This window comes from Methylobacterium sp. E-025, assembly GCF_022829705.1.
GTDB lineage: Bacteria > Pseudomonadota > Alphaproteobacteria > Rhizobiales > Beijerinckiaceae > Methylobacterium.
On the sequence record NZ_JAKSYR010000055.1, the window covers coordinates 12,949 to 38,856 of the forward strand.

19 protein-coding genes, 1 tRNA gene and 1 other RNA gene are annotated in these 25,908 nt (G+C 70.2%); 11 read left to right on the forward strand and 10 right to left on the reverse strand.

All coding sequences use genetic code 11. The annotated features are described in order from the left end of the window. Positions 1-248: 248 nt before the first annotated feature. The 5 genes from MKK64_RS05065 to MKK64_RS05085 all read right to left on the reverse strand — a co-directional run bounded on the left by MKK64_RS05065 (position 249) and on the right by MKK64_RS05085 (position 14,208). A complete protein-coding gene (locus tag MKK64_RS05065; RefSeq protein WP_147842541.1) occupies positions 249-1,616 on the reverse strand; it encodes an aminotransferase class I/II-fold pyridoxal phosphate-dependent enzyme in 1,368 nt (455 codons plus the stop codon). Then, positions 1,613-9,034 carry a type I polyketide synthase gene (locus MKK64_RS05070; RefSeq protein WP_243932512.1) on the reverse strand — a complete coding sequence of 2,474 codons (7,422 nt, stop codon included), beginning with the start codon at positions 9,032-9,034 and terminating at the stop codon, positions 1,613-1,615. The genes MKK64_RS05065 and MKK64_RS05070 overlap by 4 nt, the downstream gene beginning before the upstream one ends. A gap of 321 nt (positions 9,035-9,355) precedes the next feature. Next, positions 9,356-10,684 (reverse strand): UDP-glucose dehydrogenase family protein, encoded by a 1,329-nt coding sequence (locus MKK64_RS05075; RefSeq protein ID WP_243932513.1) that lies wholly within the window; start codon positions 10,682-10,684, stop codon positions 9,356-9,358. Between the two features lie 163 nt (positions 10,685-10,847). Beyond that, complete coding sequence (locus tag MKK64_RS05080; RefSeq protein WP_243932555.1) at positions 10,848-12,995, reverse strand: glycosyltransferase family 2 protein; 2,148 nt, start codon at positions 12,993-12,995, stop codon at positions 10,848-10,850. Positions 12,996-13,014: 19 nt separating this feature from the next. Beyond that, entirely contained in the window at positions 13,015-14,208 is a 1,194-nt protein-coding gene (locus MKK64_RS05085; RefSeq protein ID WP_243932514.1) for a hypothetical protein, read from the reverse strand. A 258-nt stretch (positions 14,209-14,466) separates the two neighbouring features. On the opposite strand from MKK64_RS05085, the gene MKK64_RS05090 reads away from it, so the two are divergent. Then, positions 14,467-14,541, forward strand: a tRNA-Val gene (locus MKK64_RS05090). A gap of 203 nt (positions 14,542-14,744) precedes the next feature. Here the strand turns inward: MKK64_RS05090 and MKK64_RS05095 are convergent. After that, complete coding sequence (locus tag MKK64_RS05095) at positions 14,745-15,140, reverse strand: TIGR02300 family protein (protein WP_147842056.1); 396 nt, start codon at positions 15,138-15,140, stop codon at positions 14,745-14,747. Between the two features lie 178 nt (positions 15,141-15,318). Between MKK64_RS05095 and MKK64_RS05100 the strand changes: the two genes are divergently transcribed. Further along, positions 15,319-15,507 carry a hypothetical protein gene (locus MKK64_RS05100; RefSeq protein ID WP_147842055.1) on the forward strand — a complete coding sequence of 63 codons (189 nt, stop codon included), beginning with the start codon at positions 15,319-15,321 and terminating at the stop codon, positions 15,505-15,507. 130 nt (positions 15,508-15,637) lie between these two features. On the opposite strand, the gene ssrA is transcribed toward MKK64_RS05100, so the two are convergent. Then, positions 15,638-16,009: a transfer-messenger RNA gene (gene ssrA, locus MKK64_RS05105) on the reverse strand. 93 nt (positions 16,010-16,102) lie between these two features. Here ssrA and MKK64_RS05110 point away from each other — a divergent pair. Then, positions 16,103-16,375: a DUF2312 domain-containing protein gene (locus MKK64_RS05110; protein WP_243932515.1), complete on the forward strand. Its 273-nt coding sequence runs from the start codon at positions 16,103-16,105 to the stop codon at positions 16,373-16,375. A 53-nt stretch (positions 16,376-16,428) separates the two neighbouring features. Here the strand turns inward: MKK64_RS05110 and MKK64_RS05115 are convergent, their stop codons facing one another. Continuing rightward, on the reverse strand, positions 16,429-17,976 hold the full coding sequence (locus MKK64_RS05115) for a GMC family oxidoreductase (RefSeq protein WP_243932516.1): 1,548 nt from the start codon (positions 17,974-17,976) through the stop codon (positions 16,429-16,431). Then, the gene (locus MKK64_RS05120; protein ID WP_243932517.1) at positions 17,973-19,394 is read right to left on the reverse strand and encodes an alpha/beta hydrolase; all 1,422 of its coding nucleotides are present in this window, start codon (positions 19,392-19,394) and stop codon (positions 17,973-17,975) included. The genes MKK64_RS05115 and MKK64_RS05120 overlap by 4 nt, the downstream gene beginning before the upstream one ends. 246 nt (positions 19,395-19,640) lie before the next feature. Between MKK64_RS05120 and MKK64_RS05125 the strand changes: the two genes are divergently transcribed. The 3 genes from MKK64_RS05125 (at position 19,641) to rpsI (ending at position 21,396) form a co-directional block, all read left to right on the forward strand. Continuing rightward, complete coding sequence (locus MKK64_RS05125; protein WP_147842052.1) at positions 19,641-20,219, forward strand: CoA-binding protein; 579 nt, start codon at positions 19,641-19,643, stop codon at positions 20,217-20,219. A gap of 228 nt (positions 20,220-20,447) precedes the next feature. Beyond that, positions 20,448-20,909 (forward strand): 50S ribosomal protein L13, encoded by a 462-nt coding sequence (gene rplM, locus MKK64_RS05130; RefSeq protein WP_147750196.1) that lies wholly within the window; start codon positions 20,448-20,450, stop codon positions 20,907-20,909. A gap of 1 nt (position 20,910) precedes the next feature. After that, positions 20,911-21,396, forward strand: a complete 486-nt coding sequence (gene rpsI, locus MKK64_RS05135; protein WP_243932518.1) for a 30S ribosomal protein S9 — start codon at positions 20,911-20,913, stop codon at positions 21,394-21,396. 136 nt (positions 21,397-21,532) lie between these two features. Here the strand turns inward: rpsI and MKK64_RS05140 are convergent, their stop codons facing one another. Next, positions 21,533-22,036 (reverse strand): hypothetical protein, encoded by a 504-nt coding sequence (locus tag MKK64_RS05140; RefSeq protein WP_243932519.1) that lies wholly within the window; start codon positions 22,034-22,036, stop codon positions 21,533-21,535. A 177-nt stretch (positions 22,037-22,213) separates the two neighbouring features. On the opposite strand from MKK64_RS05140, the gene argC reads away from it, so the two are divergent. The 5 genes from argC (at position 22,214) to MKK64_RS05165 (ending at position 25,906) form a co-directional block, all read left to right on the forward strand. Next, complete coding sequence (gene argC, locus MKK64_RS05145; RefSeq protein WP_243932520.1) at positions 22,214-23,161, forward strand: N-acetyl-gamma-glutamyl-phosphate reductase; 948 nt, start codon at positions 22,214-22,216, stop codon at positions 23,159-23,161. A gap of 75 nt (positions 23,162-23,236) precedes the next feature. Beyond that, positions 23,237-23,707 carry a DUF1348 family protein gene (locus MKK64_RS05150; RefSeq protein ID WP_147858225.1) on the forward strand — a complete coding sequence of 157 codons (471 nt, stop codon included), beginning with the start codon at positions 23,237-23,239 and terminating at the stop codon, positions 23,705-23,707. Between the two features lie 70 nt (positions 23,708-23,777). Beyond that, on the forward strand, positions 23,778-24,671 hold the full coding sequence (gene argB / locus MKK64_RS05155) for an acetylglutamate kinase (RefSeq protein WP_147727765.1): 894 nt from the start codon (positions 23,778-23,780) through the stop codon (positions 24,669-24,671). A gap of 120 nt (positions 24,672-24,791) precedes the next feature. Beyond that, positions 24,792-25,505: a pyrimidine 5'-nucleotidase gene (locus tag MKK64_RS05160; RefSeq protein WP_243932521.1), complete on the forward strand. Its 714-nt coding sequence runs from the start codon at positions 24,792-24,794 to the stop codon at positions 25,503-25,505. After that, the gene (locus MKK64_RS05165; protein ID WP_147727767.1) at positions 25,502-25,906 is read left to right on the forward strand and encodes a metallopeptidase family protein; all 405 of its coding nucleotides are present in this window, start codon (positions 25,502-25,504) and stop codon (positions 25,904-25,906) included. Before MKK64_RS05160 ends, MKK64_RS05165 begins: the two co-directional genes overlap by 4 nt. Positions 25,907-25,908: the final 2 nt, after the last annotated feature.

Here is a 25,908-nt window from a genome sequence, read left to right on the forward strand (position 1 = left end):
ACGTTGCAGGTCGTGGTTAAAGGACCGTAAAGCCGACAATCCTCGAATGCTCGGGACAGCCGATCGCCATCGCGTTCGCCGAGGTTCGGAAGCACTCTTCGTCACCGAAAACCGATCGCCCGACCCTAGACTTGCTGATCGACGATCTACAGTCGCTCGATTCAGGTCGCGTTGCTTGTATCGATCACGGAAACGGAAAACGCCCGGGCTTCGAACCCGGGCGTCATCGGTCTCGATTGATCGGATCGTCAGCTGCGCTTGGCCAGGAGCTGCTCGATCAGCGAGCCGCCCTTCTCGATGGCGGCGAGCTCCTCGGCGACCGCGGCGACCGTCTCGCGGATCTGCTCGGGCGTGTGCTCCGAGGTCATGAAGAAGCGCAGGCGCGAGGCGCGCTCGGGCACGGCCGGGTGGATGATCGGCTGCACGTTGATCCCGCGCTTGTAGAGCCGATCGGACAACGTCACCGACTTCAGCGAATCGCCGACGATCACCGGGATCACCGCGAGCCCCATGCTGGTCCCGGTATCGAGCCCGCGCTTCTTCGCGCAGGCGAGGAACAGGGCGCCGTTCTGGCGCAGGCGCTCGACCCGCTCCGGCTCGTCGTGCATCACCGCGAGCGCGGCCTCGGCGGCGGCCGCGAGCGGCGGGGACATGCCGACGCTGTAGACGAAGCCGCCGGCCGTGCACTTCAGGTACTCGATCAGCGTCGAGGCGCCGCAGATGTAGCCGCCGCAGGCCGAGAGCGTCTTCGAGAAGGTGCCCATCCAAATGTCGACGCGCTTCGGGTCGATGCCGGCATGCTCGAACAGCCCGGCACCGGTACGGCCGAGCACGCCGAGCCCGTGGGCGTCGTCGACCATCAGCCAGGCGTTGTAGCGCTCCTTGAGGGCGATGAAGCCGGCGAGGTCCGGCGCGTCGCCGTCCATGCTGTAGAGGCCCTCGATCACGATCAGGGCCCGGCGGTGCTCGTGCCGGGTCGCCTGAAGCAGGGTTTCGAGCGCGTCGAGGTCGTTGTGGGCGAAGGAGCGGCGCTGGGCGCCGGACAGCTGCGCGCCGGTGACGATGCTGTTGTGGATCAGGTTGTCGTGGAAGATCACGTCGCCCGGCTCGAGCAGCGCCCCGATCGTCGTGACGTTGGTGGCGTGCCCACTCACCATCACCACGCAGGCCTCGGTCTGGTAATGCGCCGCCAGCGCCTTCTCCAGGCTGAGGTGGCCCGGCCGCTCGCCGGCCACGACGCGGCTCGCCGACGACGAGGTGCCGAACTCGGCGATCGCCGCGCGGGCGGCATCCGAGATGCGCGGGTGGCCGTTGAGGCCGAGGTAGTCATAGGACGAGAAGTTGACGAAGGACCGCCCGGCGATGCGGGTGGTCGCGCCGGCCTTGGTCTCGTGGACGTGGAAGAACGGGTTGTCGAGACCGATCAGCTCGGCGGCCGAGCGCTGCAGCCGCAGCTCGCGGTAGCCGGGCAGGCTCGCGAAATCCTGCACCGAGGGATCGCCGACCTTCTCCGGCGCGCGGAGCGCGGTCGGCCGGGGCGCGTTGCGTCCCAGCCGGTTCGTCACGAAGCCCGCGAGCGCGGCGCGCCCCCCATCCGGCCGTGGCGATTGCGTCATGACAGGATCTCTTTGCTCTCGAGGCTCTTCTTCTCGACGAGATCTTGGAACGGCTGGAGCACCGCCGCATCGACCTCGCTGCCGACGTGCCTCGAAGCGAGGCTCAGGGCGACCCCGGCGGCCTCGTCCATCGGCGCCGAAACCGCCTGAATTAAGGACTCCGACAGCTCGTTGACGGTCATCCCAGAGGACAGGCCCGCCGGCGGCGAATCGAGGCCGAAGCGCTCCTGCAGGCTGGCGCCGAGCTCGACGCCCATCAGCGAGTCGAGGCCGATCTCGGAGAGCTGGCGCACGCGGCTGATGTCGTCCTTCGGTAGGCGCAGGATGCGGGCGATGTCCTCGACGATCGCGTCGGACACGGTCTTGCGCACCGCGTCGATGTCGTTGCCCTTGAGCAGCGTGCCGATGCTGATCGCGGCGACAGCGCCGGCCTCCATCTGCTGGTCGGAGCCGAGGTCGTCGTAGCTCGGCGAGCGCATGGTCGCGAGGCGCTCGCGCGTCTTGCCCCAATGCATCGAGGCGATGGCGAGCACCGCGTCGTCGGGCGCCGAGCCCTGGGCGCCCAGCGCATCGGCCATGAGGTCGAGGCAGCGGCGGGCCTCCATCGGCGTCACGCCGACGCGGCCGGCGAGCCCCTCCATCACCGTCTTGTTGCGGGCGAGCATGCCGACGTCGCCGATCGCGCCCCAGGCGACGGCCAGCGCCGGCAGCCCCCGGCGGCGGCGCTGGCGCGCCAGCCCCTCCATGAAGCCGTTGGCCGCGACGTAGGCGCCCTGGCCGGGATTGCCGATGAAGGTCGTGGCCGAGGAGAACACCACGAAGTAGTCGAGCGCACGGTCGCGCGTCGCGGCGTCGAGGTTCTGGGCGCCGATCACCTTGGGGCCGATCACCGCGTCGAGCGCGGCGGCGTCCAGGTTGGCGATCAGCCCGTCCTGCAGCACGGCGGCCGCATGGATCACGCCGGCGAGCTTGCGGCCCGACGCCTCGATCCCGGCGAGCAATGCATCCACCGCGACGCGGTTGGTGATGTCGCACGGCGTGGCCGCGACCGTCACGCCGCGGGCGGTCAGGTCGGCGACGACGGCCTTGGCCTCGTCGGACTCGGCGCCCTTGCGGCCGACGAGGAGGAGGTTCTTCGCGCCGCGTACGGCGAGCCAGCGGGCCGCCACGCCACCGAAGCCGCCGAGGCCGCCGGTGATCAGGTGGACGCCGTCGGTCGAGACCGTGAAGGGCGTGTTGCGGGCGGTGAGGACGCGGCCGGGCTTCGGCGGCGCGATCACGATCTTCCCGACGTGTCCCGATTGCTGCATCAGCCGGAACGCGTCCGAGGTCTCGTCGGCGGTGAACGGCTGGTAGGGCAGGGGCTTGAGGCCGCCGTCGTTGAACAGCGCCATCACCTCGCGGAACATCCGTGCGCCGTCGTCGCCCTGGTGCTGCAGCACCTGGTCGAGGTCGACGCCGAAGTAGCTCAGGTTCCGCCGGAACGGACGCAGGCCGATATGGGTGTTGGCGACATAGTCGCGCTTGCCCAGCTCGATGAACCGGCCGAACGGCTTCAGCGCGTTGAGCGAGCGCTCCATCGCCTCGCCGAACAGGCTGTTCAGGACCACGTCGACGCCGGTGCCGGTGAGCGCGCGGATATCGTCGACGAAGGCGAGCGAGCGCGAGTCGAGCACGTGCTCGGCGCCGAGCGCCTTCACCAGCGCACGCTTCTCGCGCGAGCCGGCGGTGGCGATGACGCGGGCGCCCTTGAGCTTGGCGATCTGCAGGGCGGCGAGGCCGACGCCGCCGGCACCGCCGTGGACCAGCACCCATTCGCCGCGGCGCAGCCGGGCGCAGGAGACCAGCCCGTAATAGGCGGTGAGGAAGGCGACCGGCACGGTCGCCGCCGCCATCGGATCGAGGCCGGCGGGCGACGGCGCGACGACCAGCTCGGGCACGACGATGTGGGTCGAGAAGCCGGACTGCGCGAAGGCCACGACCGGATCGCCGACCTTGAACGCCTGGACGCCGGCACCGACCGCGACGACGCGGCCGGCGCATTCGAGGCCGAGGCGGGGGCCGGCGAAGCCGTCCTCCAGGATCTCCTCGGGCAGCATCGAGAGCGCCCAGAGCACGTCGCGGAAGTTCAGGCCGGTCGCCTCGACGGCGATCTCGACCTCGCCGGCACCCGGCGCGCGGCGGATCGCCGGCCCCCAGACCATCTCGTTGAGGCCGCCGGTGTTGCTGCGCTCCAGGCGGGCGGCCTCGGCCGGCACCGCCTCGGGATCGATCCGCCTGGGCGTGTGACCGGGACGGAAGCGGATCACCCGGGTGCGGTCGTCGTCCAGGACGATCTCGGTCTCTTGCGTGCCCGAGAGGATCAGGTCGCGCAGGCGCTCGGCCGCGCGCTTCGAGCCGATCTCGGGGGCGAGGTCGATGCGGCGCACGTCGAGCGTCGCGATCTCGTTGGCCAGCGTGCGCGAGAACGCCCAGACCCCGGCCTCGACGGACGCGGCCTGCCCGCCGCCGTCGCGGGTCGCGCCGGGCGAGACCACCCAGAGCTTGGTCTGGCGCGCGCCGAGATGCTCGGTGCAGCGCTTCAGGCTGAGGCAGCGTTCGCGCAACCGCGCCGCGGCATCGCCGCCGCGGGTGAAGGCGCCGGCCAGGAACACCACCGTGTCCGGGGTCTCGCGCTCCAGCTCCAGCAGCGAGGCCTCGGAGTCGAGGATGATCGAGACGTGCACGCCGGCGGCGACGAGCAGGGTCGCGAGCGACGAGGCGGTCTCGGCGGCGAACTCGTCGTCCGAGCCGATGACGAAGGCGAAGGTCTGCGCGGCGGCCTTGCCGGGGCGGGGCGGCGCTTCGGCGACGAGCAGGAGGTCGTCGCCGTTGACCGAGGCGGCGCGGTCGACCGCGACGCTGACGAGGCCGGTGGCGCTGAGGGTGCGCTGCCAGCCCGGGATGTCGTCGAGGCGGCCGACCGGCATGTCGCCGATCCCGGCCTCGAACCAGCCGGGGATCAGGCCGAAGACGAGGTCGCGGAACAGCGAGGCGCCGGGCTCGACCGCAAGCAGCAGGCCGCCGGTGGCGAGCGCGTTGGCCAGCCGCTGCGGCAGGTCGCGTTCGCCGCGATGCAACGCGCCGCTGGCCAGGATCAGGTCGAAGCCGGCGGCCGGAAGGTCCTCGGCGGCCTCGATCACCGCGACGCCGCGGGGGAGGGCGAGGCGGGCGCGCTCCGCAAGGCGCCGGTCGGTGTCGAACACCGTGAGGCGCGCCTCGGCGGATTCGGCGAAGGCCGCGACCTGGGCGGACAACGGCCCGAAGCCGACCTGGAGCAGGCGGAGCGCCCGGTCCTTCGGCAGCATGCCGCCGCAGGCCTCGGCGATCCCGGCGACGACGTCGGCCGAGGCTCGGGCGGTGGCGCTGCGCAGGGTGAACGCGTCGAGCGCGTTCTGCGGCAGGCTCGGAGCCTCGGTGAGGGTGCCGGCGAGCAGGCGGTCGACCAGGGCGCCGACATCGGCCAGCAGGACCAGCTCGGCCGACAGCTCGGGATGGTCGGCCGCGATCCAGCGCATGATCTCGGTCGGCGCCGGCAGCGCGTCGCCGTCGCCGAGACGCCAGAGGTCGCCATCCTGCTCGGCGAGCCCGCTGCTTTCCAGGGCGTAGAGCGCGTTGACGAGCCACGAGCGCATCTCGGCCGGGACGCGCGCGTCGATCGCGACGGTGGCGCCCTGCTTCAGGCCGGAGGCGAGGCGGTAGGCGAGCGAGGTCGCCCAGCCCTCGAGCAGGAGATGCCCGGGCGAGAGCGGGGCGCCGGATGCGGCGCGGGCAGCCTTGGCGGCCGGCTTCAGCAGCGCGGCGATGCTCGACCGGCGGTCCATCGCGATCGCGGTCGGCTCGGTCGCGAGTTCCGCCGCTTGCGTGATCGCGTAGGCGGCGAGGTCGCCGCCGCCCTTGGCGCGCAGCGCCTGGAAGCGGCCCTCGCGGATGGTGGCGACGACCTCGCCCTCGGCGTCGAGGATGGTGAAGTCGGCCAGGATCGAGCGCTCGTTGCAGCGCCGGGTCCGGATGACGGCCCGCGCGATCGCGGCGCCGGGGCGCAGCAGCCGGACCTCGCCGAAGCGCACCGGGATGTAGGCCTTGCCGGCATTCTCGCCGAGCAGGTCGGCGAACAGCAGGATCAGCCCGTGGAAGCAGGCGTCGAGGCGGGCCGGCACGAGGCCGTAGCGCGGGTCGGCCTCGGCGGGAACGAGGTCGGAGACGATGGTGACGTCGTCGATCCGGGCGCTCGCCGCGACCTGGCGGAAGCTCGGGCCGAAGCCGAGCCCGGCCGCCTCGGCGCGCAGGTAGAGCTCGTCGCCGGTGAGCACGTCCTCGGACGGCATCTCGACGTCGGGCCGCACCGGCGGCGCGAAGGTGCCTTCGACGATCTTGGCCGAGGCATGCAGCTGCCACGGCGACGGGGTGAGCCGCGGGCGGCTCAGGACCTGAACCGCGTTGCCGGAGCCCGACATCCGCACCGCGACCTCGCGCAGGGCCTCCTCGCCGAACACCATCGGGGAGTGGATCTCGAACTCGGCGAGCACGACGTGGTCGCTGCGCAGGGCCTCGCGCACGGCGGCCAGGGCCATCTCGACGAAGCCGGCGCCCGGCATGATCGCCTGGCCCTCGATGCGGTGGTCGTCGAGCTCGGGGATCGTGGCGATGTCGGCGAAGCCGTGCCATTCCAGGCCGTCGACCTGGACGCGCGAGCCGATGAGCGGGTGGTACACGCGCGGGGTCGCCGCACCCAGGCTTTCGGTGGTGTCGCCGAGGCGGAAGGGGCGGCGCTGCCAGGGATAGGCCGGCAGGTTCAGGGCGCCGGCCGGCGCGTCGCCGAAGACGGTCCGCTCGTCCACGGCCGCGCCCTGGACCAGGGCGGCCGCCAGCGCGCGGGCGATCGGATCGCCGCCGCTGGCCTTCTTGTGCATCACGCCGACGGTGGCGTTGTCGATGCCGAGCGGCTCGATGGCGTCGCCGATATGCGACATCAGCGTCGCGCGCGGGCCGACCTCGACGAAGATGCGGGCGCCCTGGCGGGTCGCCTCCTGCACCGCCTCGCAGAAGCGCACCGGCTCGCGGATGTTGCGCCACCAGTAGGTGCCGCCGAACTGGCCGCCGTCGAGCACCGCGCCGGTCACCGTCGAGACCATCGCGGTGGTTCCGGGCGACGGCTTCAGGCCGGCGAGGTCGCGCAGCAGCGGCTTCTCGGTCGGGTCCATGAACCGGCCGTGGAAGGCGTAGTCGAGGTCGAGCTTGCGCCCGCGCCGGCGCTTGCGCGACAGCGCCTTGAGCGCAGCGTCGATCGCGGCGACGGGCCCGGCCACGGTGACGGCCTTGGGGCTGTTGTAGGCGGCGATGTCGAGGGTCGGGTAATCCTCGAGGAAGCCCTCGACCTCCTCGGCCGGCATCAGCAGCACCGCCATGGTGCCCTGGCCGCGCGTCGTCTCTTGATGATGGCTGCGGTAGAAGATGACCCTCACCGCCTGCTCGAGGCTGAGGATCCCGGCAGCCTCCGCCGCGGCGATCTCGCCGACGCTGTGCCCGAGCACGAATTTCGGCGCGAGGCCGGCCGCGCGGAGGGCGGTGGTCGAGGCGCTCTGGATCGCGAAGATCAGCGGCTGCGAGACGCTGGTCAGTGCCAGGCGCTCGTCGAGGTCCTCGGCGTCCAAAGCCGCCTTGAGCGACCATTTCGAGTAGGCGGCGAACAGCGTGTCGATCCGGTCGAAGGCCGCGCGGAACACCGCGTTCTCGGCATAGGCCTCGCGGCCCATCCCGGCCCACTGGCTGCCGTTGCCGGAATAGACGAAGGCGACGTCGGCCGCCCGGTCGATCGCGGTGCCGGTGAGCGCGACGGCCGAGTCCTCGGCCTCGCCGATGGCACGGAGCTCGGCGGCGATGTCGGCCTTGCCGTCGAGGGTGATCGCGAGGCGGGACGACAGGCGCTCCCGACGATGCGCGGCGCCGGCCGCGATCCGATCGGCCTCGGCAGGGCCCGCGGCGTCGAAGCGATCGGCATAGTCGAGGGCGAGCTCGTTGAGGGCGGCGCGGCTCTGGGCCGAGAGCAGCAGCACCTCGGGCGCGCGGGCCGCGGAGGCCGGCGTGGCCACCGGGGCCGGATCGGTCAGCACGACGTGGGCGTTGGTGCCGCCGAAGCCGAAGGAGTTCACGCCGGCGAAGCGCTGACGCGCGCCGCGCGGAATCGCCAGCGCCGTCTGCACCACGTGCAGGTTCATCTCGGCGAAGGGGATGTCGGGGTTGAGCTCGGCCGAGTGCAGCGACGGCGGCACCAGGTCGTGCTCGAGGGCGAGGCTCGCCTTGAGCAGGCCGGCGAGGCCGGAGACCGGCTCGGTGTGCCCGATGTTGGTCTTGATCGAGCCGATCGGCAGCGGGCTTTTGCGGCCCTTGCCGATCTTGCCGCCGATGGCGGAGGCCTCGATCGGGTCGCCCACCGGCGTGCCGGTGCCGTGGGCCTCCATGAAGGCCATGTCGTCGAGGTCGATCTCGGCCTCGCGGTAGACCTGCTCCAGCAGCGCGCCCTGCGCGTAGCCCGACGGCAGCGAGATGCCGGTGGTGCGCCCGTCCGAGTTCACGCCGGACGCGGCGATCACGCCGCGCACGGTCGATCCGCCGCGCCGCGCGGCCTCCGCCGATTGCAGCACGAGCACCACGCCGCCCTCCGAGCGGACGTAGCCGTCGGCGGAGGCCGAGAAGGCCTGGCACAGCCCGGTGCGCGACAGCATCTGCGCATTGGAGAAGCAGATGAAGTTGAAGGGGCTCGCCAGCACGTTGACGCCGGCCACGACCGCGGTGTCGACGCGGCCGGACCGGATCGCGGCGACCGCGTTGTCGAGGGCGACCAGGGAGGACGAGCAGGCGGTGTCGACGGTGAAGCTCGGACCCTTGAGGTCGAAGATGTACGAGATCCGGTTCGACAGGATCGAGAGCGTGTTGCCGGTCGCCGCGTAGGCGTCGCCCGACGGCACGTCGAGGATGCGAAGGTTGCCGTAATCGAGCGACGAGGCGCCGACGTACACGCCGATCGGGCTGCCGGCGACGCTCGAGGAGCGCATGCCCGCATCTTCCAGCGCCTCCCAGGTCAGCTCGAGCAGGAGCCGCTGCTGCGGATCCATCTGCTCGGCCTCGCGCGGCGAGATGCCGAACACCGCCGGGTCGAACGACCAGATGTCGTCGAGGACGCCGGCGGCCCAGGTGTAGCTCTTGCCGCGCTCCTGCGCCCGCGGATGCCCGAAGCGGTCCAGGGACCAGCGGTCCCCGGGAATGCGGCCGACGGCGCAGCGCGCCTCCGTCAGGAGCTGCCAGAGGCCGTCGACGCTCGGCGCGCCGGGGAGCCGGCAGGCGCGACCGACGATCGCGATGTCAGTACGTTGTGTCACGTTTGATTCGCACACGCTCGTTAACGGAAAAACGGTTCAGTCGCCGGCAAGACAGCCCCCGGGCCGATGCTTAGTATGGCGCTAAATCGCTGTCCAACCTGAGGAAGGGACGACGGCATCGAAGTGGCCGATTTGCGGTCGGCTGTGGCGAACGTTCATCAACCTAAGCTTTGCCGCACACTGATATCACCCCGCATCTGAGCCGATGAAACCGGGTGAATTTGTGTTGAGACCGCTGCATCATTGCCGCACGTCGCAACGACGTGCCGCCTGTCCCCAGGTCGGCGATGCGATCGCCATCGCGGGACGCGGATTGCCGGCTCAATCCAGCCGCGCTCGGCGATCGGACGCACGCCCCACGCCGGCGTAGCGGAAGCCGAGGCGCTCGACGTCCTGCACGCGATAGACGTTGCGAAGGTCGACGAGAACCGGCTCGGCCATGGTGGCGCGTAGGCGTTCGAGATCGAGCGCCCGGAACGCGTTCCACTCGGTCACCAGCACCAGGGCGTCGGCGCCCTCCGCGCAGGAATAGGGATCCTCGGCGTAGGCGATGTCGGGCAGGAGCGGGCGGGCCTGTTCCATCCCCTCGGGATCGTAGGCGCGCACGGTGGCGCCGGCATCCTGCAACCCCGCGACGATGGCGAGCGAGGGCGCATCGCGCATGTCGTCGGTGTTCGGCTTGAAGGTGAGGCCGAGCAGCGCGATCGTCTTACCCCGCACCGAGCCACCGCAGGCCTGGATCACCTTGCGCGCCATCGCGCGCTTCCGCTGGTCGTTGACCGCGACCACGGTCTCGACGATCCGCATCGGCGTGCCAGCGTCCTGCGCGGTCTTCACCAGCGCCAGCGTGTCCTTGGGGAAGCACGAGCCGCCGTAGCCCGGCCCGGCATGCAGGAACTTCGCGCCGATGCGGTTGTCGAGGCCGATCCCGCGGGCGACCTCCTGCACGTCGGCACCGACCCGCTCGCACAGGTCGGCGATCTCGTTGATGAAGGTGATCTTGGTGGCCAGGAACGCGTTGGCGGCGTACTTGGTCAGCTCGGCCGTGCGCCGTCCGGTGACCAGGATCGGCGCGGCGTTGAGGTAGAGCGGGCGGTAGACCTCGCGCATCACGCCCTCGGCGCGCGCGTCGTCGGTGCCGATGACGATGCGGTCCGGCCGCTTAAAGTCGTCGATCGCCGCTCCCTCGCGCAGGAACTCGGGGTTGGACACGACCCCGAAGGCGGCATCGGGCCGCGCCTCGCAGATGATGCGCTCGACCTCGTCGCCGGTGCCGACCGGCACCGTCGATTTGGTGACGATCACCGTGTAGCCGGTGAGCGCGGCGGCGATCTCGCGGGCGGCCGCGTAGACGTAGCTCAGGTCGGCGAACCCATCGCCGCGGCGCGACGGCGTGCCGACCGCGATGAACACCGCATCCGCCTCGGCCACCGCCGCGGCGAGGTCCAGCCCGAAGCCGAGCCGGCCGCTGCGCACGTTCTCGGCGACCAGCGCCTCGAGGCCCGGCTCGTAGATCGGCATGCGACCGGCGCGCAGCGCCTCGATCTTGGCCGGGTCCTTGTCCAGGCACACCACCTCGTGCCCGAAATCGGCAAAGCAGGTCCCGGAGACGAGGCCGACATACCCCGACCCGACCATGACGATTCGCATGCAACCTCCGTCGTCGGCTCGGACACGCGCTCATTTCGCGGCGCACCATAATCGGGAAACCGTCGCGCGTCGAATACCCCCGGTCCGGCGACCGCGCCCGCCAAGGTCACGGAAGTGCGTCGTTTCTTTGCGCAAGACGGCGCTACACGCGCCGAGCCGGCGGTTAAAGGCGGTAATGTGCCGAATTGCGCGAAAGGTTGACGTTGTAATAGGGGTCGGCCTTCAGTTCTGCGCCCCAGCGCTCCAGCATGGTGTTCGCCTCGCCTTCGAAGCGCGCGCGCTTCTCGGGCGTGTCTTCGCGCCCACGGCTCTTCGACTCGTGGTGGACGAGCCTCGAAAACGGCGTCCACACGATTCGATAGCCGGCCGCTCGGATGCGCAGGCACAGATCCACGTCGTTAAACGCCACCTTCAGGCGCTCGGCATCGAAGCCGCCGACCGCCCGGAACACCTCCGCTCGCATGGCGAGGCAGGCTCCGGTCACCGCCGAGACCTCGCGCGCCTGGACCATGCGTCCGAAATAGCCGGGATCTTCGTCAGCGACCCCGTGATGCGAATGGCTTGCGACGCCGCCGATGCCGAGAACCACGCCGCCATGCTGCACCGTCCCGTCCGGATAGAGCAGCTTCGCGCCGACCGCGCCGACCGTGGGATCCAGGGCGGTCGCCACGAGTTCGCGCATCCAGCCCGGCTCGATCACCTCGACGTCGTTGTTGAGGAACAGCAGCACGGGGCCGGTCGCCGCGGCGGCGCCGCGGTTCGATAGGTCGGAGAAGTTGAAGGCCCCCGGCGCCGGCAGCACGCGCAGGCGCGGCTCACGGGCGTAGGCGGTAAACAGCGCGGCCGTCTCCGGCTCGCGGCTATCGTTGTCAATCACGACGATTTCGATGTCGGGATATTCGGTACCCGTGAACAGGCCGTCCAGGGTGACGCTCAGGAGCTCCGCCCGGTCCCGCGTCGGAATAATCACCGAGACACGGGGTGGGGGCGTCGGCATCGGCCGGACGAGGCGGTTGAAGCCCAATGGTCCGCGTTCGGCCCGTGCCCCCCAGGGAGCGACGATCTCGGCGAGCGCGGTCAGGCGCGCGGCCTCGGCCTGGGCGAGGGACCGATCCGAGAACGTTCCCGAGCCGGTCGCCGCACGCCAATGATACAGCACCGCGGGAATATGGCGGATGCGGGAGGGATCGAGGCCATCGGTGAGGCGCAGCAGCAGATCGTGGTCCTGGCTGCCCTCGAACCCCGGACGCAGGCCGCCGACGGCCCGGAGCGCTTCCGTGCGGATCACCGTGAGGTGGTTGACGTAGTTCTGCCCGTACAGGAGCTCGCGGTCGAAATCCGGCTTGAAGTGCGGCTCGAAGCGGCGTCCGCCCGCATCGATCTTGTCCTCGTCGCTGTAGATCAGCACGAGGCGGGGGTCGGCGCGGATCACCCGCGCGACCTCGTAGAGCGCCTCAACGGGCAGCGCATCGTCGTGGTCGAGGAAGGCGGTGAAGGTTCCCGCGGCCATCGCAATCGCATCGTTTGTCGCTCGGGCGATGTGCCCGTTCTCGGATCGGCGCTTGACCTTGATGCGTGGGTCCGCGGCGGCCTGCCGGGCGAGCAAAGCCGGGATCGCCGGGTCGGTCGAGGCGTCGTCGACGATGCACAGCTCCCAATGCGGGTAGAGCTGGTCGCAGACCGAGCGGAGCGCAGCGCGCAGCACCCGCGGCGACGGATCGTGCACCGGCATTGCCACCGAGATCAGGGGTGGATCGTCCCAGGCGCGGATCTCGGCGCGGATGCGGCGGCGGTCGGCCGGGCTCAAGGTGGCGCGGCGGCGAATCCAGGCCGGGTAGCCGCTCTCGGTGCGGTAGCGCAGGGCCCGGTCAAGGAAGCTGCGCCCGCGCACCCGCTTGCCGACGCTCCGCCAGTACACCGCCCAGAAGGTGAGCTCGGGCGAACGGAATAGGGCACGGGCGATCAATGGCAGCCGACCCCGGCGGTGGATGGCGATGCGGCTCGGCGTAGGCGCCCGCCCGCCCGCCAGCGCAGCGATCCGCAGAGCGCGCGCGGCAGCCGGCAACTGGCCGGTCCAGGCAAACACGCCGCCACCGAGGGGCTCGTCGGCCAGCGGCGTGCTGGCGCGGCCTTCCTCGGCCACGAGCACGCTCATCAGCATGCGCGCGTCGCGGCCCCCCCCTGGATCGTCGGTCAGGGTGATGGTGACCCAAGTTCCCGCGAGGTCGAGCCCAGAGAGGTCGATGCGCAGCCCGTTCGCGTCGTGGGCCACACTCAAGCGCTGCGGGGAACGGCGGCCGCCGGTAAGTATCGCCTCGACCTTGCTCACGTCATTCGGTCCAGTACTTCGCCAACGACATCAGCACGGCGTCGGACATCGCGACGTCGAACACCAGCATGTCATCGACGGCCCGCACGCCGCGCAGGCGTTCGGCGAGCGCCAGGGCTTCGGCCGGAACCGGCGTCGGAACCGGGACCGGCACCGTGCCCGCGAGGCCGAGCCGGTCGAGAAGGGTGGAGGCGAAGGCGTCGAAATAGGTCCGGTGTCCGACGATGCCGACGCGAGCGAGGATCTCGATCGCGACGATGGAGTTACCCGGATGCACCCGGTCGTCGGGCAGGCGAGTACCGAGCTGGCGCGACAGCGGGTTGTAGAGCAGGTGGTAGGCCGGCTGGGGCAGCATGCGGAAGAAGCGCTTGAGGCTTTTCACGTCGGTGTAGTCGTAGCCCCCGGCAAACAGCGACGCCTCGGCGTAGCGCCCGATGCGCCAGCCCTCCGCGTCCTTGGCCGCCGCATCCGCCCGTTCCTTGAGCCACAGCATCCTCGTCGCCATCTCAACATAGGGATCCTGTACCAGGATCGCCGAGAGCATCCGGTCGGGGGGGAAATACTGCTCGTAGCGCGGCACGACGACCGCGCCGGACAGAAGTTGCGAGGTCGGCAGCGGGTTTCCGAAAATGCTCGATAGGATCTCGTCGGAGAGTCGGTGGAGATTGAAGTAGGAACTCCGGAAATACGGGAACAGCGCATTCTGGATCGCGACCTCCGGATGGATGCCGGTGTTGATCAGCATCACACGGCGGTCGACGAGGTCTTTATCTGGGATGCGCCGGTGCACGAGCACGTTGGTGTCGGCATCGTACAGGTTGAGGCGGGGCATCTCCGAGAGACCCGGCACCACGGCGTCGTTCAGCTCGAATACGCATTGCCCGGTGGAATGCCATCCGTTCTGGCGAAACGGGTCGTGGACGATGCTCGCGGGCACATCGGTCAGGCGCGGGCCGTCGACGGACACGACGACCCGGCTGATCGCCAGCGGATTGTCAGGAACGATCCATCCGCGGATGCAGTGCTGCGTATCGAAGTCAATGTAGAACCGCATGTCGCATCGCTGCCGCGCCCAGTCCGGGCCCCAGTCCGGCGCGCCGATCCAGGCCCACCGAAATCGGGCCATAGCGCATTTTCGCACGCCCGTGCAGCGCCGGTTCATCCGGGCCCGGGGTAATCGCCCGAAAGCGCTCACCCTTGTTTTCCTGGCGCCAAGCACCGGCGGCGGCCTCGGCGAGCACTTCGCTCGACGCCCGAGATGAAATCCGTCCTTCCGGGCACGCTCCACGGAGCGCTTTTCGCGCTCGGTATACAGGGCGCTCGCCTCGAGCAGTGGCCGCCTGGCATTTGGGCTTGCCGACTATGGGAACGAACTTCGCGGCGCGCTGCGGCTTGCGCCGCCCCACGGCGGAGGCTATAGGCCCCCTACACCGAAGCGAAACGGCTTCGGCGAGGGCGCGTAGCTCAGCGGGAGAGCACTTCCTTGACATGGAAGGGGTCACAGGTTCGATCCCTGTCGCGCCCACCATTCCGCTTTCGTGGAATGATCGACGAACGAAGCGAGGGCTCCGCAGGGGGCCCTTTTTTCTTGGCCGAAGCGTCGTTTCGGACACGTTCCTAGGAGGACGCCGACGATCGCTCATCCCGGCATACGATCGGCTCGACGCACCGGGGGTGCATCGAGCCGGATCCTATCGTGGGGATCGAGCCGACCCGACCCGTCGCGAACGCTCAATCGTCGTCGTCTTCCTCGACGTCGACGAGATCGGTGGTGTCGTCGTCCTCGTCGTCGACCACGAGGGTGTCGTCGTCGGCGGTTTCGCCGTCGGCATCCGGCTCGATGACGTCGTCGCCCTCGGTGTCCGTGTCGGTATCCTTCTCGGTCTCCTCGGCCTCGACCTCGTCGAGGGAGACCAGTTCCGGACCGGCGGCATCGGCCTCGTCGTCGTCGGCGACCGGATCCTTGCGGGCGGCGATCGGCGCGGACCGGCTGGCGAAGGGGGTGAGGGCGGCGGTCGGGACGACCTCGCCGGAATAGGGGGAAACCACCGGATCACGACCGAGGTCGTAGAACTTCCTGCCGGTCGTCGGGCAGATCCGTTTGGTACCGAGTTCGGGACGAGCCACGTGCGCCTTCCTGTGTCAGTGCGATCAAGCCCCGTGATGTCGCGGGTTTTCGCACGGTGTCAATTCATGTCGCTCGATGCGCGCATGGCGGCCCTGCATCGAAGACCGGAAAAAAGCAGTCCGGAACGCTGTCGGCGTCCCGCTCGTTCGGTGTCTACATCCAAGGAGACCAACGCTCATGAAGATTGCCATCCTCGCCGGCCTGCTCGCCCTCGGCGCGCTCGCCCAATCCGCACCGGCCGAGGCCAAGGGCTGCATCAAGGGTGCCATCGTCGGCGGCGTCGCGGGCCATATGGCCGGCCACGGCAAGATGGGTGCGGCCGCGGGCTGCGCCGTCGGGCACCACAACGCCAACAAGAAGCGCTGAGGGCTTCGTAGCGCTCGGCCTCGCCGTTTCTCGAGACGGCGGGGCTGCGAGCGCACATGCCGGGCCAGGTGGCCTGGCGCATCGAGCACGCGAACGCCGACGAGAAGGAAAAGGTGGGTCCCAGGGCCGAAGCCCCGGGTTCTGTTTCGACGGTTACCCTACCGCAAGATGCTTACGCCGCGAGGCGGGCATCCATGACAACGTTATCGTTGGCATTTAGGGTTTGGTCAGGTGCCCGAAACGGGGGTTGCCCGCGTCGAACCGGTCGAGTCCCTACCGACAGTCGCATCGTACCTCACCGGAGTGAAGCTGAACTCGCGATCCCTTTACCGCCCAGTCGAACCTATTTCGCCCCCATCAGAAACGCAGCTCCGTCAGGCGTCGCCCGCTGCGTTCGTGGTGGAGGCGCCGGAGTACTGCCCTCCGGGTCCTGAAACGTTATTACGAACCGGTCATCAACCGCATCCCTGATATAGCCGGTCCCCGGCCGAAAATCCAGATCCCTCGTGCGGCGGCGTGCGGCCTCGCCTTAACCGTTCGCTCACCCCGATGCGCGACGAGCCGGCCGTGGCTTCTCGCGAACAGAGGTTCTTGGATGACCGACACGATTGGGATCGCCGGCGACCGCATCCGCTCCATCATCGAGCGGGTCGAGCAGGTCGACGAGGAGATCAAGGCGCTGATGGAGGCGAAGAAGGAGATCTTCGCCGAGGCCAAGGGTGAGGGCCTCGACGTTAAGATCCTCAAGGAGATCATCCGCCTGCGCAAGCTCGACCAGGATGCGCGCGACGAGCACGAGACGCTGCTCGACGTCTACATGCGGGCCATGGACGCTCCCGCCCCGAAGCCCGAGGCGATGGCAGCCTGACGTCGCGCGATCGGTCGCTCCGACGGGGCCCGCCGCCGGCGCGCCCCGTCGGATCAGGCCCCTCTCAGCACCTTCTCGGCACTGCGCAGGCTGAGAGCCATGATGGTCAGGGCCGGGTTCGCCGCGAGCGAGCTCGGGAAGGTGGAGCCGTCGCAGATCCACAGGTTCGGGACCTCGAAGGATTTCCCGAACGGGTCCACGACCGCGTTGTCGCCGTCATGCCCCATGCGGCAGGTGCCGATGGTGTGGGCGACCCGGTCGAGCGCCCAGATGTCGCGGGCGCCGGCCCGCGTCCACAGGTCGATCATCAGCTTCGTCGCGTGGGCGTTCAGCCGCTCCTCGTTGTGGCCGTAGCCGAAATCGATCGTCGCCTTGCCCATGCCCAGGGCGTCGGTCTCGTCGGAGAGCGTCAGCCGGTTGGCATCGCACGGCAGGGTCTCGCCGTTGATGCCGATGCCGGCGACGTGGTTGTAGTCCGCCAGGTAGTCGCCGAGCGCCTTGCCCCAGAGCTTGCGGCCTCGGGCCACCGAGTTGGCGAAGGTCAGCGGCGCGACGCCGAGGCTCTGGACGAGGTAGCCGCCGACGAAGTCGGCGTCCTTCGGCCGGATCATGTCCTCGGTGATCAACGATGACGGGTAGCCCCGGTTGGGCCGCGTCTCGGCGTCGAACGTGCCCCAGACCTGGGTCGCGACGTGGCCCATGTAGTTGCGCCCGACCTGCCCGCTGCCGTTGGCCAGCCCCGTATGCAGCAGCAGCCGCGCGGTCTCGACCGAGCCGGCGCAGAGGAACACCTGCGCGCAACGCTGGCGGCGGTCGACGCCGCCCTGCCGGTAGACCACCGCGGTGATCCGGCCGTCGCGATCGCGCTCGAACCCGTGGGCCCGCGCCTCGGACCGGATCTCGGCGCCGTGGGCCACCGCCAGGGGCAGGTAGGTCACGTCCATGCTGGTCTTGGCGCCGTTGCGGCAGCCCTGGTGGCAGTAGCCGCAATTGATGCAGGCCGGGCGCAAGCCCCCGCCCTCCTGCGCGAAGTCGCGGGAGACCACGGCCGCGGGCGCATCGGTCGCGCGGATGCCCGCACCCTCGCAGGCCTGCGCCATGATCTGCGCCGACGCGTTGCGGGGCACCGGCGCGAGGGGGTAGCGACGGCTCGCGTCCCACGGATAGCTCTGCGGGCCGGAGACGCCGATGAAGGCCTCGACGCGCTCGTAGAACGGCAGCAGCTCGTCGTAGCTCACGGGCCAGTCGACGCCCTCGCCGGTCTCGGTGCGGATCATCAAATCGCGCTGGTCGGCGCGCGGGCAGAACGCCCCCCAGTGCAGGGTCGAGCCGCCGACGCCCGTGCCGCTGTTGTTGCCGCCGAAGGCTTCCGGGGTCGAGCCGCCGCTCAGGCGCTCGTCGGTCCAGTAGATCTCGTCGGCGAGCGTCTCGTCGAAGGCGAAGCCCTTAGGGTCGAAGTTCGGGCCGGCCTCGAGGGCGACCACGCGCGATCCGGCGGCGGCGAGGCGCGCCATCAGCGGCGCGCCGCCGGCACCGGTGCCGATCACCACCGCATCGACGACCTCGTCGGTCGCGTAGCGCGTCATGGAATCGAGGTTCATCGTCCGTCCCCACCCTGCGCGACGGGCTCCCAGCCCTCGCGCTCGCCCAATCCGACCTTGGTGAAGCCCACCGGCCGGGCCCCGTCGCCGCCCGCACCGATGCCGGAGAACCCGATCCAGGCGAGCGCCGCCGGATGGGCGAGCCAGGTGCGCACCACGTCGGCGCGCAGGTCCTCGAACCAGACGGTCAGCTGCTCCGGCGCGAAGCCGAGCGCCGATCCGCCCGGCAGGACGCCCTTCTCGATCGCCCGGAGCAGGTCGTCCTGCGCCGCGCCGTCGAGGGCGAGGAAGCGCCGACCGTCGGCGCCCGCCGCAGCGTCGAGGCTGCGAAGCGCGGTCCTGTAGGCCGAGGCGTCCGGCGGCAGGGCGGAGAACCGCCAGCCGTCGCCCTGGCCGCTCGCGAGCCGCGCGTCGATGCGGGCGGCGAGGTCGATCCCGGCGGCCTGCGGCAGGACGCGGGCGACGAGGGCGCGCAGGATCGCGAGCTCGATCGCGTCGAGGGCCCGCGGCCGATAGCCGGGTTCGTCGGGCTCGGCCCGCGCGCGCAAGGCGTCGCGCAGGCGGCTGTTGACCCGGTCCGACGCGATGAGTCTCGCATACGCCGCGTCGATCACAGGTGCCTCGGCAAACGTCGTGTCGGGTGCGGCCGCGTGGGCGCGGATCAGGTCGGCGACCGCGTCGGGCCGCTCGATCGGCAGCAGATGGCCGGCGCCGTCGAGGGTGACACGGCGCGATGAACCGAGATGCGGCGCCATCAGCGCGGCCTGCGCCTCCGGCCCGAGGTCGCCGTCCTCGCCCCCGGCGAGGATCAGGGCCGGGGTGCGCAGGATGCCGATGCGCTCGCACCAATCTTCGCGGCTTCCGTCGCTGAGCCAGGCCCGCCAGGCCGCGGGCGCGGCGCGCAGCACGTCGGCGACCGCGGCTTCGGCGCGTTCGGCGGGGAGGGGAGAGCCGACGTTGCTCTCGATGAAGGCCCGGGCTTCCGCCTGCCGGGTCGCCGCGTCGGCTCCGATCCAGGCGATCATCGTCTCGCGGCGCGCCTCTTCCATCGGCTCGGGGCTCGGCGGCGATCCCGCGAGCAGCACGAGGCCGGAGAGACCGTACAGCCCCGCCTCGCCGTCCTCGGCGCGGCGGGCCAGCGCGAGCGCCACCTTGGCGCCCATGCTGTGCCCGGCGATCAGCCAGCGCGCCGGGGCCGCCGCACGGATCCTGCCCGCGACGTGATCGGCCATCGCTGCGACGTCGTAGCCCGGCACGTCGACGGCGTCGCCGAAGCCGGGGAGGTCGATCGGGACGCACGCGACCGCGGCGCCGAGGCGATCGGCGACCTGCGCCCATTCCCGTGCGCTGCCGCCGAGGAAGTGCAGGCAGAACAAGGTCGGCGGCGGGGAGGGGGCGGACGGGACGTTCGGGCTCATGCCAGCAAAGTTGCGCGGGACGCCCGGCAATCAAGCGACCTAATTGCCGCGCTTGGCGCCGAATGCGGCGCGCGATGCCCCGCGCGACGTAGACCCGTGGCGCCGGGCCCGCCGCCGCCGGCACGGCGATGGCCGACACCCGGGGGATCGACCGCCGGAACGACCCGAGACCGTGCACCGGGTCGACCCGATCCGCGCGCAGCCGTAAGCAGAGCGGGCTGCGATCCGAAGAAGAAGCCAAGCCCGATGATCCCGACCCTCGACCAGGTTCCCGACGGCCTCGCCACCCGCCACGACCGCTACGCCGACGCGCATATCCGCGCCACGCTGCGGGCGACGCGCACCATCGCCCTGGTCGGCGCCTCGGCCAATCCGGCGCGTCCGAGCTGGATCGTGCTGAAGTACCTGCTCGATCGCGGCTACGCGGTGACGCCGGTCAATCCGGGGCTCGCCGGGCAGACGCTGCTCGGGCGCCCGGTGGCCGCGTCCATCGCCGAGATCGGCGAACCGATCGACATGGTCGAGATCTTCCGCAACTCCGCCGCCGCCGGCGGCCTCGTCGACGAGGCCTTGGCCCTGGACCCGCTGCCGAAGACGATCTGGATGCAGCTCGGCGTGCGCGACGACGCGGCCGCCGCCCGCGCCGAGGCGCGCGGCGTCACCGTGATCATGAACCGCTGCCCGAAGATCGAGTACGGCCGCCTGTCCGGCGAGATCGGCTGGACCGGCGTCAACTCGCGGATCATCAGCGCGAAGAAGCCGGTGCTCGCGGCCAAGGGCGTGCAGAAGTTCACCATCGCCCCGCGCGGCGGCGGAACGGATTGAGGCGCTGCGTCCGCAGCCGGCGTAAAAGCACCGGTTCCCGCATTGCGGTATCCTAATACCACCAGGCTGAACCCCTTCCAGAACTTCGCTTTTCGGACGATGCGCGCCCGTGAAACGGCTTGACCTCGAACCTCGGCCCGTCTATCCAGCGCCCAACGCCGCCGCGTCCCCCGACGCGGCGGCGGCTCGTTTTTCGATACACCACCGAGCGCCAACGGAATTCGGCTTATGAAAACCTTTTCGCTGAAGCCCGCCGACGTCGACAAGAAGTGGATCGTGATCGACGCGGAGGGCCTCGTCGTCGGCCGTCTGGCTTCGATCATCGCCCTGCGTCTGCGCGGCAAGCACAAGCCCGCCTACACCCCCCACGTCGATTGCGGCGACAACGTCATCGTCATCAACGCCGACAAGGTGAAGTTCACCGGGCGCAAATACGTCCAGAAGGTGTACTACCACCACACCGGCTTCCCCGGCGGCATCAAGGAGCGGTCGGCCAAGTTCATCCTCGAAGGGCGCTTCCCCGAGCGCGTCGTGGAGAAGGCCGTCGAGCGCATGCTGCCCCGCGGCCCGCTGTTCCGCCAGATCATGGGCAACCTCCGGGTCTACAAGGGCACCAGCCACCCGCACGAGGCCCAGCAGCCGCAGACGTTCGACGTCGGCGTCCTCAACCGCAAGAACGTGAGCGCTTAAGATGGCGACGCTTCAGTCCCTCTCCGACCTCAACCGGTCGAACGCCGGCGGCCTCGACAACGAGCACGCCGCCCCCGTCCACGTCCAGAAGCTCGACTCCCAGGGCCGCGCCTACGCCACCGGCAAGCGCAAGGACGCGGTCGCCCGCGTCTGGATCCGCCCCGGAACCGGCAAGGTCGTCATCAACAAGCGCGCGGTCGAGGTGTACTTCGCCCGCCCCGTCCTGCGGATGATCCTGCGCCAGCCGCTCACGGTGGCCAACCGCGTCGACCAGTACGACATCACCGTCACGGTCGCCGGCGGCGGCCTCTCGGGCCAGGCCGGCGCGGTGCGCCACGGCCTCTCGAAGGCGCTGACCTACTACGAGCCGGAGCTGCGCGCGCCGCTGAAGCGCGAGGGCTTCCTCACCCGCGACAGCCGCGTGGTCGAGCGCAAGAAGTACGGCCGCAAGAAGGCCCGCCGCAGCTTCCAGTTCTCGAAGCGCTGATCGGCCCGGTCGGACAAAGGAAAAGGCGGCTCCTCGCGGAGCCGCCTTTTTTCTTGGTTTGGTCGAACCGCCGGCTCGCTTATCGCGCGGCGCTTCGAAGGGCGTCCGATGGAGCAGGCCGTCGAACCACTCCGTTTCAGGCGTGGACGGCCTTCTCCAGCTCGGCCTTAGACATCTTCGAGCGCCCGGCGACCTTCTGCGCCTTGGCCTTCTTCATCAGGTCGGCCTTGGTCTCGCCGGAGGCGGATTTGCGCGCCGCGGCGGCCTTCTTCGCCACGTCCTTCGGCTGCTTCGAGAACTGCTTGCCCTTGGCCGTGTCGCTGCGCTTCTTCTCGGTCGAGCGGTCGTACTGCTCGTCGGAGACCGCCTCGCGCGCCTTCTTCGGGAGGTAGCGTTCCCCGGTCTTGCCGCTCTCCTTGCCGGACTTCGTGTCCCACGCCTCGTCGGTCCACTGCTTGAGATGGTTGTCGTCGGTCTTCTTGCCGGCATAGCCGCCGCCGGCCTTCTTGTATTCCTGGGTCGCGAGCTGAGCCTTGCGGGCCGACCATTGACCGGCCTTTCCGCCCTTGTCGCTCTTCGTGACCTTGTCCTTGGTCTTCTCCCAAAGCTTGGGATCGGTCTTCTTCGCTGTCTCGGACATCGCTCGATCACCCGTCGTCGTGGATTTTGCCAACAACGAGAGCACGCCGGCCCCGTTCCGGCGGTGATGCGATGGCCTGTTGATGACGCCCGGCATTGACAGGCCGGCACGCACCGGCCACCTCCCGCACCGCGACACGACGCCCCGGCGGCGGCCGGATTCGAGGGTGCGACGACGATGGCGGGCGAGAACCACAAGCCGACGGTGTTCATCGACGGCGAGGCCGGCACCACCGGGCTCGGCATTCGCGAGCGCTTGGAGCGCGACGGCAAGGTGACCCTGCGCAGCATCGCGCATGCCGACCGCAAGGATGCCGGCGTGAAGCGGGCGCTGCTCGCCGAAGTCGACCTCGTGGTGCTCTGCCTGCCGGACGACGCCGCCCGCGAGACGGTGTCGCTCTGCGACGCGCTGCCCGGCGGCGGCCCCCGCGTGCTCGATGCCAGCACCGCCCACCGCGTCGCGGCGGGCTGGACCTACGGCTTCGCCGAGATGGCCCCGGGGCAGGCGGAGGCGATCGCCGCCGCGCGCCGGGTCGCCAACCCCGGCTGCTATCCCACCGGCGCGATCGCGCTGCTGCGGCCCCTGGTCGAGGGCGGCCTGATCCCGTCCGACTTCCCCGTCAGCATCAACGCGGTCAGCGGCTACAGCGGCGGCGGCAAGAGCATGATCGAGGCCTACGAGGCCGGCTCCGCGGCCCCGTTCCTGCTCTACGGCCTCGGCTTCGCGCACAAGCACCTGCCGGAGACGCAGGCCTATTCCCGGCTCACCGCCCGGCCGATCTTCATCCCGTCCGTCGGCGCGTTCCGGCAGGGCATGCTGGTCTCGATCCCGCTCCATCTCGACGCGTTGCCGGGCCGTCCGTCCGCCGGCGATCTCGAGGACGCGCTCGCACGCTGGTACGCGGGGCAGGCGCTGGTGCAGGTGGTGATCGGCGCCACCACCGGCGCGCACAAGGAGCAGATCGAGCCGGAGGCGTTGAACGACACCGACCGCCTCGAGCTGCGGGTGTTCGGCTCGGCCGAGCACCGTCAGGCGGTGCTGGTCGCGCGCCTCGACAACCTCGGCAAGGGCGCCTCCGGGGCGGCGGTGCAGAACATCGGCCTGATGCTCGGGCTCGGCGCCTGAGCCTGCGCCCGACGCATTGACGTGGCCCGACGGCCCGCGAACAATCGGGTGTCAGCAACAGGAGACCGTTCCAGCATGACCGAGACGCGCCCACCGCTGCCGCCGTTCGACGCCTTGTCCGCGGCGAAGAAGGCGCGCGGCGCCGAGGATGCCTGGAACACCCGCGATCCCGAGCGGGTGTCGCTCGCCTACACCCCCGACAGCTGGTGGCGGAACCGCTCCGAGTTCCTGACCGGGCGGCCGGCGATCGTCGCGTTCCTGACGCGCAAGTGGGAGCGCGAGCGCGAGTACCGCCTGATCAAGGAGGTCTGGGCCTTCCATGAGAACCGGATCGCGGCGCGCTTCGCCTACGAATGGCACGACGCGTCCGGGCAGTGGTTCCGCTCGCACGGCAACGAGCAGTGGGAATTCACCGAAACGGGCCTGATGCGCCGCCGCGAGGCCAGCATCAACGACGTCGCGATCGACGCGTCCGAGCGCAAGTTCCACTGGCCGCAAGGGCCGCGCCCGGCCGACCATCCGGGCCTGAGCGACCTCGGCCTGTGACCGCGTTTCGCGGTTCGCCCGCGTTCCTGTAGAAGCCCGCGCGTCGCGATGCCGGCGCGAAAGGATGCCGATGACCGAACTGCCCAACGTGCACGTCCGTGCCGAAGTCCTGGCCCAGGCGCTGCCCCACATGCAGCGCTACGACCAGGAGATCGTGGTCATCAAGTATGGCGGGCATGCCATGGGCGACGCTTCGGCGGCCGAGGACTTCGCCGAGGACATAGTGCTGCTCGAGCAGTCGGGCGTGAAGCCGATCGTCGTCCACGGCGGCGGCCCGCAGATCGGCCGGATGCTCGACCGGCTCGGCATCCAATCCGAGTTCCGCGGCGGCCTTCGCGTCACCGACGAGGCCACCGTCGAGGTGGTCGAGATGGTTTTGGCCGGGTCGATCAACAAGCAGATCGTCGGCTGGATCTCGGCCGAGGGCGGCCGGGCGATCGGCCTGTGCGGCAAGGACGGGAACATGGTCCGCGCCAAGCGGGCGTCGAAGACCGTGATGGACCCCGAGAGCCGGGAGATGCAGACGGTGGACCTCGGCCTCGTCGGCGAGCCCGAGCATGTCGAGCGCGGCGTCCTCGACGCGGTGCTGAAAGCGGAGCTGATCCCGGTCCTGGCGCCGGTGGCGTACGGTGCCGACGGCAAGACCTACAACGTCAACGCCGACACCTTCTCCGGCGCCATCGCCGGCGCGCTGCGGGCCAAGCGCCTGCTGCTGCTCACCGACGTGCCGGGGGTGCTCGACAAGGACAAGAACCTGATCCCGGAGCTGACGGTCGAGGATTGCCGGCGGCTGATCGCCGACGGCACCATCACCGGCGGCATGATCCCGAAGATCGAGACCTGCATCTACGCGATCGACCAGGGCGTCGAGGCGGTCGTCATCCTCGACGGCAAGGTCAACCACGCGGTGCTACTCGAGCTCTTCACCGATTACGGCGCCGGCACCCTGATCCGCCGAAGCTGACGGACGAACGCACCATCGAAAGCGCTCGGGTCGTGCTTCGGCCCGGGCGACCGCATCGCGCCCCGCGGTCATTTTCGGAGACCGGACATCTCGAACAGAACCATACCCGGCGAGAGCCACGTGACGGCCCCGGATGCGCGCGGCTTCGAGGCCGTCGACACCTGGGTGTTCGACCTCGACAACACCCTCTACCCGAGCGACGCCATGGTGTGGCCGCAGGTGGACGAACGCATCACGCTGTTCGTGATGCAGCTCTACGGCCTCGACGGGCTCTCGGCGCGCGCGCTGCAGAAGTATTTCTACCACCGCTACGGCACGACGCTGAAGGCGCTGATGGTCGAGGAGAACGTCGACCCGCACGCCTTCCTCGACTTCGCCCACGACATCGACCACGCGACGATCCGGCTCGACCCGGCTTTGGGCGACGCGATCGAGCGGCTGCCCGGGCGCAAGCTGATCCTGACGAACGGCTCGCGCAGGCACGCCGAGAACGTCGCGAAGAGCCTCGGCATCCTCGACCATTTCGAGGACGTGTTCGACATCGCCGCGGCCGACTTCGTGCCCAAGCCCGAGCGCGCGACCTACGAGCGTTTCCTCGCGCAGCATCGGGTCGACCCGACGCGGGCGGCCCTGTTCGAGGACATCGCCCGCAACCTCGCGGTGCCCCACCAGATGGGGATGGCCACCGTCCTGGTGGTTCCGGCCGCGATCGACCCCTACCGCGAGGCGTTCGAGCAGGAGGCGGTGCGGGAGGCGCATATCGACCACATCACCAACGACCTCGCCGGCTTCCTGCGCAGCTGCGTCCTCCCGGTGGCGAAGGACGCCGCGTGAGCCTCGCCGCCGCCAAGGCGCCGAGCCTCGCCGAGATCGAGGATCTGGCCCAGGCGGCCTTCGCCGCGCTGCCGGCGGAATTCCGGGCGCTGGCGAAGGACGTCCGCATCGTCGTCGACGATTTTCCCGACGACGACACGCTGACGGAAATGGCGTGCGACTCGGAGTTCGACCTGCTCGGCCTGTTCCGCGGCATCGGGCTGGCCCAGGCGGGCGAGACCGTGACGGGCCAGATGCCGAACACGGTCTGGCTCTATCGCCGGCCGCTGCTGGATTACTGGGCCGAGCACGACGAGACGCTCGGCCACCTCGTCGCTCACGTCCTGATCCACGAGATCGGCCACCATGTCGGGCTCTCGGACGCCGACATGGCCGGCATCGAGGCGGCGGCCGACCTCTGACC

Bases quoted from the DNA above. Each gene is read 5' to 3' on its own strand.
- MKK64_RS05065 (WP_147842541.1), bottom strand. From the start codon at position 1,616: ATGACGCAATCGCCACGGCCGGATGGGGGGCGCGCCGCGCTCGCGGGC.
- MKK64_RS05075 (WP_243932513.1), bottom strand. From the start codon at position 10,684: ATGCGAATCGTCATGGTCGGGTCGGGGTATGTCGGCCTCGTCTCCGGG.
- MKK64_RS05100 (WP_147842055.1), top strand. From the start codon at position 15,319: ATGAAGATTGCCATCCTCGCCGGCCTGCTCGCCCTCGGCGCGCTCGCC.
- MKK64_RS05110 (WP_243932515.1), top strand. From the start codon at position 16,103: ATGACCGACACGATTGGGATCGCCGGCGACCGCATCCGCTCCATCATC.
- MKK64_RS05115 (WP_243932516.1), bottom strand. From the start codon at position 17,976: ATGAACCTCGATTCCATGACGCGCTACGCGACCGACGAGGTCGTCGAT.
- MKK64_RS05120 (WP_243932517.1), bottom strand. From the start codon at position 19,394: ATGAGCCCGAACGTCCCGTCCGCCCCCTCCCCGCCGCCGACCTTGTTC.
- MKK64_RS05125 (WP_147842052.1), top strand. From the start codon at position 19,641: ATGATCCCGACCCTCGACCAGGTTCCCGACGGCCTCGCCACCCGCCAC.
- rplM (WP_147750196.1), top strand. From the start codon at position 20,448: ATGAAAACCTTTTCGCTGAAGCCCGCCGACGTCGACAAGAAGTGGATC.
- rpsI (WP_243932518.1), top strand. From the start codon at position 20,911: ATGGCGACGCTTCAGTCCCTCTCCGACCTCAACCGGTCGAACGCCGGC.
- MKK64_RS05140 (WP_243932519.1), bottom strand. From the start codon at position 22,036: ATGTCCGAGACAGCGAAGAAGACCGATCCCAAGCTTTGGGAGAAGACC.
- argC (WP_243932520.1), top strand. From the start codon at position 22,214: ATGGCGGGCGAGAACCACAAGCCGACGGTGTTCATCGACGGCGAGGCC.
- MKK64_RS05150 (WP_147858225.1), top strand. From the start codon at position 23,237: ATGACCGAGACGCGCCCACCGCTGCCGCCGTTCGACGCCTTGTCCGCG.
- argB (WP_147727765.1), top strand. From the start codon at position 23,778: ATGACCGAACTGCCCAACGTGCACGTCCGTGCCGAAGTCCTGGCCCAG.